Below are 8,524 nucleotides of genomic sequence, written 5' to 3' on the forward strand. Positions count from 1 at the left end.
CCACCACCGCCTTCGCCGCGGAGGACTACTGCCTCGGCGAGTGCGGCGACATCCTGCCGCCCGGCCAGAACGGCAACGCCACCCTCGTCGAGGTGCTCGGCAACCAGGCCCTCGGCACCCTGCCCAGACACTCCGCCGACCAACTCGGCCGCTACGCCGACCTGGTGTACTCCTACGCCGGCCTCCGACAGGACCAGATCAGCTCGTTCTTCAACGACGCGTCCTTCGGTGTGCCGCCCGGCCAGGTCGAGCGGGACTACTCACCCCGCGCCGACGTGCGGATCGTGCGGGACAAGGCCACCGGCGTACCGCACATCACCGGCACCACCCGCGGCGGCACCATGTACGGCGCCGGGTACGCCGGCGCGGAGGACCGGCTGTTCACCATGGACCTGCTGCGGCACGTCGGCCGCGGCACCCTCACCCCGTTCGCCGGCGGCGCCCCCGGCAACCGTGCCCTGGAACAGAGCGTCTGGCGCAGCTCCCCCTACACCGAGGCCGACCTGCGGGCGCAGATCGACGCGCTGCGCGCCAAGAGCGGCGCCCGCGGCGAACAGCTCTACGCCGACGTCCAGGAGTACGTCGCCGGAATCAACGCCTACATCCGTGCCTGCATGGCCAACCGGAACTGCCCCGGCGAGTACGTCCTCACCGGACACCTCGACTCGGTCACCAACGCCGGCGGTCCCAAACCGTTCCAGCTGACCGACCTGATCGCCATCGCCGGGGTGGTCGGCGGTCTGTTCGGCGGCGGAGGCGGCACCGAGATGCAGTCGGCGCTGGTGCGGATCGCCGCCCGGGCCCGCTACGGCACCGTCGAGGGCGACAAGGTGTGGAGCGCCTTCCGCGGCCAGAACGACCCGGAGACCGTGCTGACCCTGCACGACGGGCAGAGCTTCCCGCACGGCGCGGCCTCGCCGGACGCGCCCAGCGTGGTGCTGCCCGACGCCGGATCCGCCCGGGTGGAACCGGTGGTCACCGAGCAGACCGGCTCGGCCGGCAGCACCACCGCCACCGGCTCCTCCGAGCTGGCCGCCGCGCTGTCCGGGCTGACCATCTCCCCGCAGCACCGCGGCATGTCCAACGCCGTCGTGGTCAGCGCCACGCACTCCGCCACCGGGCACCCGATCGCCGTGTTCGGCCCGCAGACCGGCTACTTCTCCCCCCAACTGCTGATGGTGCAGGAGTTGCAGGGCCCCGGGATCAGCGCCCGTGGCGCCGCCTTCGCCGGGCTCAACCTGTACGTGCTGCTCGGCCGGGGGCAGGACTACGCGTGGAGCGCCACCTCCTCCATCCACGACATCACCGACACCTACACGGTGCCGCTGTGCACCCCGGACGGCAGCGCGCCGACGCTGTCCAGCAACCACTACCTCTACCGGGGCGCCTGCCTGCCGATGGAGGAGATCTCCCACGTCAACACGTGGACCCCCAGCGTCGCCGACAACACCCCCGCCGGCTCGTACAAGCTCGTCGCCTGGCGCACCAAACTGGGGCTGGTCTCCTGGCGCGGCACCGTCGGCGGCCGGCCGCACGCCTTCACCCAGCTGCGCTCGACCTACCAGCACGAGGCCGACTCGGCGATCGGGTTCCAGATGTTCAACGACCCGGCGGCGATGGGCTCGGCGCAGGCCTTCATCGCCTCGGCGAACAACGTCGAGTACGCCTTCAACTGGTTCTACGTCAACTCCACCGAGTCGGCGTACGTCAACTCCGGACTCAACCCGGTGCGGGCCGCCGGCAGCAACCCGAACCTGCCGATGAAGGCCGAACCCGCCTACGAGTGGCAGGACTACAACCCGGCGACGAACACCGCCCGGTACGCGCCGCTGTCGGCCCACCCGCACTCGGTGAACCAGGACTACTACATCAGCTGGAACAACAAGCAGGCCAAGGACTTCGGCGCCGCCGACGGCAACTTCAGCTTCGGCGCCGTGCACCGGGGCGACCTGCTGGACAGGCCGATGAAGGCCGCCCTGGCGGCGGGCCGGAAGTTCGACCGGGCCTCGCTGGTCTCGCTGGTGCAGCAGGCCGGCCTGACCGACCTGCGGGCGGTCGAGGTGCTCGACGAGCTGATCCGGGTGCTGGACAGCCAGCCGGTCACCGACAGCGCGCTGGCCGGCGAGATCAGCCGGCTCAAGGCGTGGCGGCAGGCCGGTGGGCTGCGGGTGGAGACCGCCAAGGGCTCGAAGGTGTACCAGCACGCGGAGGCGATCCGCACCTTCGACGCCTGGTGGCCGCTGCTGGTCCGGGGCATGTTCAAGGCCCCGCTCGGCACGGACCTCTACCAGGCGCTGGTCAACGCCCTGCAGGTCAACGAGTCTCCCTCCGGTCACCAGCGGGGCGACCTGTCCAACCTGCCCAGCTCGGCCAACGAGGCCCAGGCGCACAAGGGTTCGGCGTTGCAGTACGGCTGGTGGGGCTGGGTCGACAAGGACCTGCGTGCGGTGCTCGGCGACCCGGTGCGGGGCGGCCTGGGCCGCACGTACTGCGGCAACGGCAACCTCGCCGGCTGCCGGCAGGTCCTGCTCGACACCCTGCGCGCCGCGGCGGCCACCCCGGCCGCCACGACCTACCCCGGCGACAGCACCTGCGCGGCCGGCGACCAGTGGTGCGCCGACGCGATCGTCCAGTCCCCCCTGGGCGGCATCAAGCACGCCACCACCGCCTGGCAGAACCGGCCCACCTACCAGCAGGTGGTGTCCTTCCCGGCCCGGCGTGGCGACCCGGCGGTGACCAACCTCGCCCTCGGCCGGCCGGCCACCGCGTCCAGCACCGAGTTCCTCCAGCCCGCCGCGCGGGCGGTGGACGGGGATCCGGACACCCGCTGGGCCAGCTCCCGCGAGGACGACCAGTGGCTCTCCGTCGACCTGGGCTCCGTCCGGCCGGTCAGCCGGGTACGTCTGGCCTGGGAGGCCGCCTACGCGCGGTCGTACCGGATCGAGGTCTCCACCGACGGCACCACCTGGCGGGAGGTCTGGTCCACCACGGCCGGTGACGGGGGCAGTGACGTGATCGCCTTCCCGGCGCAGAACGCCCGGTACGTGCGGATGCGCGGGCTGACCCGGGCCACCTCCTACGGCTTCTCGCTGTACGAGATGGCGGTGTACGCCCGCTGACCGGCGTGCTCCGGCCGGCGCGCTGACCCCGCGCCGGCCGGAGCTGGTCAGGACGGATGGGTAGCCCGTCAGGCCAGGTAGACCTGGCCGCCCTCGACCTTGACCTGCTTGGCGGGCAGCGGTTTGGTCGCCGGCCCGCCCTGCACCGAGCCGTCGGTGATGGCGAACCTGCTGTTGTGGCAGGTGCAGTTGATGGTGCCGCCGTCGACGTTCGACACCGGGCACCGCTGGTGGGTGCAGATCGGGTCGAAGCCCTTGAACTCGCCCTCGGTGGGCTGGGTGACGACCACGCCGCGCTCGACGAAGATGGCCCCGCCGCCGACCGGGATGTCCGTGGTCCGGGCCAACGGCGCGTCGGCGGCGCTGGGTGCGCCGGTCGCGCCGGGCCCGCCGCTGGTCGGGGTCGACGCCGGCGGGGCCGCCCCCTCGTCGTCGCCGCCGCACCCGGCCAACACCACGGACGCCCCGACCGCGCCGGCACCCGCGAGCAGGGCCCGGCGCGTCCGCGTGCCCGATCCGGTCAACACCTCATCGTCACTCATCCTCGGCCTCTCTCTCGACGTGCCGCCACCGGCGTGAATCCGGCCGCACCCCTGCACACGCACCATCGTGCCCGGCGGTTCACCCGGCCGGCACACCAGGCACCACCGGACAACCGACCGGCGCCACCGCGAACGGGGCGTGGCGTGGCGGAGACGAAGGGGTCGTGGGCCGAGGTGGCCGGCTCAGCGGGCCGACACCCGGCGGGTACGCGACGTCGCCGTGGCCCCGTTGGCCTTCGCCGCCCGGGTGGTGGCCGCCTTGGCCCCCTTGGCCGCCCCGTCGAGCTTGAGCAGCGGGCGCAGGAACTGACCGGTGTGACTGTCGGGCACCTCCGCGACCTCCTCCGGCGTGCCCACGGCGAGCACCGTGCCACCCCGGTGGCCGCCCTCCGGACCCATGTCGATGAGCCAGTCGGCGGTCTTGATCACGTCGAGGTTGTGCTCGATGGTGATCACCGTGTTGCCCTTGTCGACCAGGCCCTCCAGCACCGTCAGCAGCTTGCGGATGTCCTCGAAGTGCAGGCCGGTGGTCGGCTCGTCGAGCACGTAGACCGTCCGCCCGGTGGAGCGCTTCTGCAACTCGGCGGCGAGCTTGACCCGCTGCGCCTCGCCGCCGGAGAGCGTCGGGGCGGGCTGACCCAGCCGGACGTAGCCCAGTCCGACGTCGACCAGCGTCTTCAAATGCCGGTGGATGGCCGGGATGGCGGAGAAGAACTCCGCCGCCTCCTCGATCGGCATCTCCAGCACGTCGGAGACGGTCTTGCCCTTGTAGTGCACCTCCAGGGTCTCCCGGTTGTACCGGGCACCCTTGCAGACCTCACAGGGGACGTACACGTCCGGCAGGAAGTTCATCTCGATCTTGATCGTGCCGTCACCGGAGCACGCCTCGCACCGGCCACCCTTGACGTTGAACGAGAACCGGCCCGGGCCGTACCCCCGGACCTTGGCCTCGGTGGTCTCGGCGAACAGCTTGCGGACGTGGTCCCAGACGCCGGTGTAGGTGGCCGGGTTGGACCGCGGCGTCCGGCCGATCGGCGACTGGTCCACGCCGACGACCTTGTCGACGTGCTCGAGCCCGCCGACCCGGGTGTGCCGGCCGGGAACCAGCCGGGCGCCGTTGATCTGATTGGCGAGCACCGCGTACAGGATGTCGTTGACCAGCGTCGACTTGCCGGAACCGGAGACCCCGGTGACCGCGATGAGCTGGCCGAGCGGGAACGACACGGTCAGGTTGCGCAGGTTGTGCTCCCGCGCCCCGTGCACCACCAGCTCCCGCCCGGGGGTCTGCGGGCGACGCTGGCGCGGCGTCGGGATGGACCGACGCCCGGACAGGTACGCCCCGGTGACCGAGTCGGCGTTCTCCAGCAGCGCCGCCACCGAGCCGCTGTGCACGATCCGCCCGCCGTGCTCCCCGGCACCCGGCCCGATGTCGACGATCCAGTCCGCGACCCGGATGGTGTCCTCGTCGTGCTCCACCACGATCAGGGTGTTGCCGAGGCCACGCAGCCGCAGCAGGGTCTCGATCAGGCGGTGGTTGTCCCGCTGGTGCAGACCGATCGACGGCTCGTCGAGCACGTACAGCACGCCGACCAGACCCGACCCGATCTGGGTGGCCAGCCGGATCCGCTGCGCCTCGCCGCCGGAGAGGGTGCCGGCCGGGCGGTCCAGGGAGAGGTAGTCCAGGCCGACGTCGAGCAGGAACTTCAGCCGGGCGTTGATCTCCTTGAGCACCCGCTCGGCGATCATCTTCTGCCGGTCGGTCAGCTCGATGCCGGCGAGCAGGTCAGCGGCCTCCCCCACCGAGAGGTTGCACACCTCGGCGATGCTCCGTCCGGCCAGGGTGACCGCGAGCACCTCCGGCTTGAGCCGGGCGCCGCCGCAGGCCGCGCAGGGCACGTCCCGCATGTAGCCCTCGTACTTCTCCCGCGACCACTCCGACTCGGTGTCGGAGTGTCGGCGCTCGATCCACTGCACCACGCCCTCGAAGCCGGTGTAGTAGGAGCGTTCGCGGCCGTACTTGTTGCGGTAACGCACGTGCACCTGGTCGCCGGAGCCGTGCAGGATCGTCTTCTGCGCCCGCGACGGCAGCGCCCGCCACGGCGTGTCCACGTCGAAGTGCTCGGCCTCGCCGAGCGCCTCCAGCAGGCGCAGGAAGTATTCCAGGTTGTGGCCGGTGGCCCAGGGCTGGATCGCGCCCTCGCGCAGGGTGCGCTCCGGGTCGGGAACGAGCAGCTCCGGATCGACCTCCTTCTTGGTGCCCAGCCCGGTGCACTCCGGGCAGGCACCGTAGGGCGCGTTGAAGGAGAAGACCCGGGGCTCCAGGTCCTCGATGGCCAGCGGGTGGTCGTTCGGGCAGGCCAGATGCTCGGAGTAGCGGCGCTCCCGCTCCGGGTCGTCCTCCGCCAGGTCGACGAAGTCGAGCAGAACCAGGCCGCCGGAGAGGCCGAGGGCGGCCTCGACCGAGTCGGTGAGCCGCTGCTTGGCGCTCGGCTTGACGCTGAGCCGGTCGATCACCACCTCGATGGTGTGTTTCTCCTGCTTCTTGAGCTTCGGCGGCTCGGTGAGCTGGTGCACCACACCGTCGACCCGGGCCCGGGCGTAGCCCTTCGACTGCAGTTCGGCGAAGAGGTCGACGTACTCGCCCTTGCGGCCGCGCACCACCGGGGCGAGCACCATGAACCGGGTGCCCTCGGCCATGGCGAGCACCCGGTCGACGATCTGCTGCGGGCTCTGCCGGGAGATCTTCTCGCCGCAGACCGGGCAGTGCGGCTCACCGATGCGGGCGAAGAGCAGCCGCAGGTAGTCGTAGACCTCGGTGATGGTGCCGACGGTGGAGCGCGGGTTGCGCGAGGTCGACTTCTGGTCGATGGAGACCGCCGGGCTCAACCCCTCGATGAAGTCGACGTCGGGCTTGTCCATCTGGCCGAGGAACTGCCGGGCGTACGACGACAGCGACTCGACGTACCGGCGCTGCCCCTCGGCGAAGATCGTGTCGAAGGCCAGGCTCGACTTGCCCGACCCGGAGAGCCCGGTGAAGACGATCAGGGCATCCCGGGGCAGGTCGAGACTGACGTCACGCAGGTTGTGCTCGCGCGCGCCACGGATGATCAGACGGTCGGCCACGGTGCGTGTGCTCCCGGAAAGAGAAAGTGAGGCGGGTCTGTGCGCTCGGAGCAGGTCTGAGCGGTTTGCGGCGCGGGAAAGGCGCCCGAGCAACTCTAGCCCCGAGGTACGACAATTCCCGGCACGCACCCATTCCCCCTGCTCACAGGGGGGGCGACTGGCCCCGCCCCACCATGATCAGGTGGCGTTGCGGGACAGCTCGCTGCCGTGTCGTGTTCGGCAACACCACCGGATCACCGACGCCCGGCGGCAGTGCCGCGGCGACTCAGGGTGACCGCGGTGACGCAGGTGGCGTCGGACGGGCGGCGCGGCGACGAACCCCTCGCCCCCCGCGCCGCTCGGCGGCGAGTCGGACCTCCCGGCGGCGGCTCTCGTAGGCCACCTCCCGCTGCAACCGGTGCCAACTCTCCCAGCGGCGGGCCGACAGCTCCCCGCTCTCCAGCGCCGCCCGCACCGCGCAGGCCGGCTCGGCCTCGTGCGCGCAGTCGGCGTACCGGCAACCGCTCGCCAGCTCCGCGATGTCGGCGAACGCCCGGTCCAACCCGGCGCCCCCGTCCAGCAGGCCCACCGCGCGCACCCCCGGGGTGTCCAGCACGGCACCACCGCCGGGAACCGGCACCAGCGCGCGCCAGGTGGTGGTGTGCCGGCCCTTACCGTCGACCCGGCGGACCGCCTGCGTCGGCATCACCGTCGCCCCGGCCAAGGCGTTGACCAGGGTCGACTTGCCCGCTCCGGACGGGCCGAGCAGGCCGAGCGTCTGGCCCGGCGCGACGTACGGCGCCAGCGCGTCCAGCCCGGCACCGTGCTCGGCGGCGACCGGCAGCACCGGCACCCCGGGCGCCACGGCGGCGAGTTGTCGGGCCACCGCCTCCGGCTGCGCGGCCAGGTCGACCTTGGTCAGCACGACCAGCGGTCGGGCCCCCGACTCGTGGGCCAGGGAAAGCAGCCGCTCGATCCGGGCGACGTCCGGTTCGGGATGCACCGGCTCCACCACCGCGGCGGCGTCCAGGTTCGCGGCGAGGACCTGCCCGTTGGCGTCCCGGCCGGCGGTACGCCGGATGAGCACGGTCCGGCGCGGCAGCACGGAGTCGACGGTCACCGGCCCGTCCGGCCAGGTGGCGAGCAACACCCAGTCACCGACGCAGGGCAGGACGGTCAGGTCCCGGGCCGCGGCGGCCAGCACACCCGGGCCCAGGCTGGCGCGGACCGGGCCCTCGGCGCAGAGCACGGTGCAGACACCCCGGTCGACCCGGGCCACCCGGCCCGGACGGCGGCCGGGACGTCGGCGCGCGTATGCCGCCCGCTCGGCGTCGAAGCCGAGCGCCGCAAGATCGATATTCATCGCATCCTCATCGGTGTCGAAGGTGGTGGTGGCGGGACAGCCGCGCTACGACCGGCATGCTCACCCCCGTCCGTCGACCCGGTGCCGCGTCGCGACCGACGGTAGGTGGCGCGCCGACGCGCCGAAAGCCATTTCCCCGGCGACGCGGCGACCGGGGAACGCTAGGGTCGTTCCGTGACCACGGATCCGCTCCTGCTGACCGGCGAGCTGGCGGACGCCACCGCCCGGCTCCTGCGTACCGCCGAGACCCTGGACGCCCAGGCCGTCGGGGCGCCCTCGCTGCTGCCCGGCTGGACCCGCGGCCACGTGCTGACCCACCTGGCCCGCAACGCCGACGGCTTCGTCAACCTGCTCACCTCGGCCCGTACCGGCGAGCGGATCCCGCAGTACGCCAGCCC

Annotated in this window: 5 protein-coding genes; 2 read left to right on the forward strand and 3 right to left on the reverse strand. The window is 72.2% G+C overall.

Features of this window, described 5'->3' with window-relative positions:
- A partial coding sequence (locus E1182_RS26985; protein ID WP_132270466.1) for a penicillin acylase family protein occupies positions 1-3,119 on the forward strand: 3,119 nt, incomplete at its 5' end.
- Between the two features lie 68 nt (positions 3,120-3,187).
- Here E1182_RS26985 and E1182_RS26990 read toward each other — a convergent pair.
- The 3 genes from E1182_RS26990 to rsgA all read right to left on the reverse strand — a co-directional run bounded on the left by E1182_RS26990 (position 3,188) and on the right by rsgA (position 8,126).
- Positions 3,188-3,661: a Rieske (2Fe-2S) protein gene (locus E1182_RS26990; protein ID WP_132270468.1), complete on the reverse strand. Its 474-nt coding sequence runs from the start codon at positions 3,659-3,661 to the stop codon at positions 3,188-3,190.
- A gap of 183 nt (positions 3,662-3,844) precedes the next feature.
- Positions 3,845-6,784 (reverse strand): excinuclease ABC subunit UvrA, encoded by a 2,940-nt coding sequence (uvrA, locus tag E1182_RS26995; RefSeq protein ID WP_132270471.1) that lies wholly within the window; start codon positions 6,782-6,784, stop codon positions 3,845-3,847.
- A 265-nt stretch (positions 6,785-7,049) separates the two neighbouring features.
- Positions 7,050-8,126, reverse strand: a complete 1,077-nt coding sequence (gene rsgA, locus E1182_RS27000; protein ID WP_132270473.1) for a ribosome small subunit-dependent GTPase A — start codon at positions 8,124-8,126, stop codon at positions 7,050-7,052.
- Between the two features lie 174 nt (positions 8,127-8,300).
- On the opposite strand from rsgA, the gene E1182_RS27005 reads away from it, so the two are divergent.
- Positions 8,301-8,524: maleylpyruvate isomerase N-terminal domain-containing protein (locus E1182_RS27005; protein WP_207921535.1), on the forward strand; the 224-nt coding region annotated here is incomplete at its 3' end.

The sequence above is a fragment of the Micromonospora sp. KC721 genome (assembly GCF_004348355.1).
Classification (GTDB): domain Bacteria; phylum Actinomycetota; class Actinomycetes; order Mycobacteriales; family Micromonosporaceae; genus Micromonospora.

Bases quoted from the DNA above. Each gene is read 5' to 3' on its own strand.
- E1182_RS26990 (WP_132270468.1), bottom strand. From the start codon at position 3,661: ATGAGTGACGATGAGGTGTTGACCGGATCGGGCACGCGGACGCGCCGG.
- rsgA (WP_132270473.1), bottom strand. From the start codon at position 8,126: ATGAATATCGATCTTGCGGCGCTCGGCTTCGACGCCGAGCGGGCGGCA.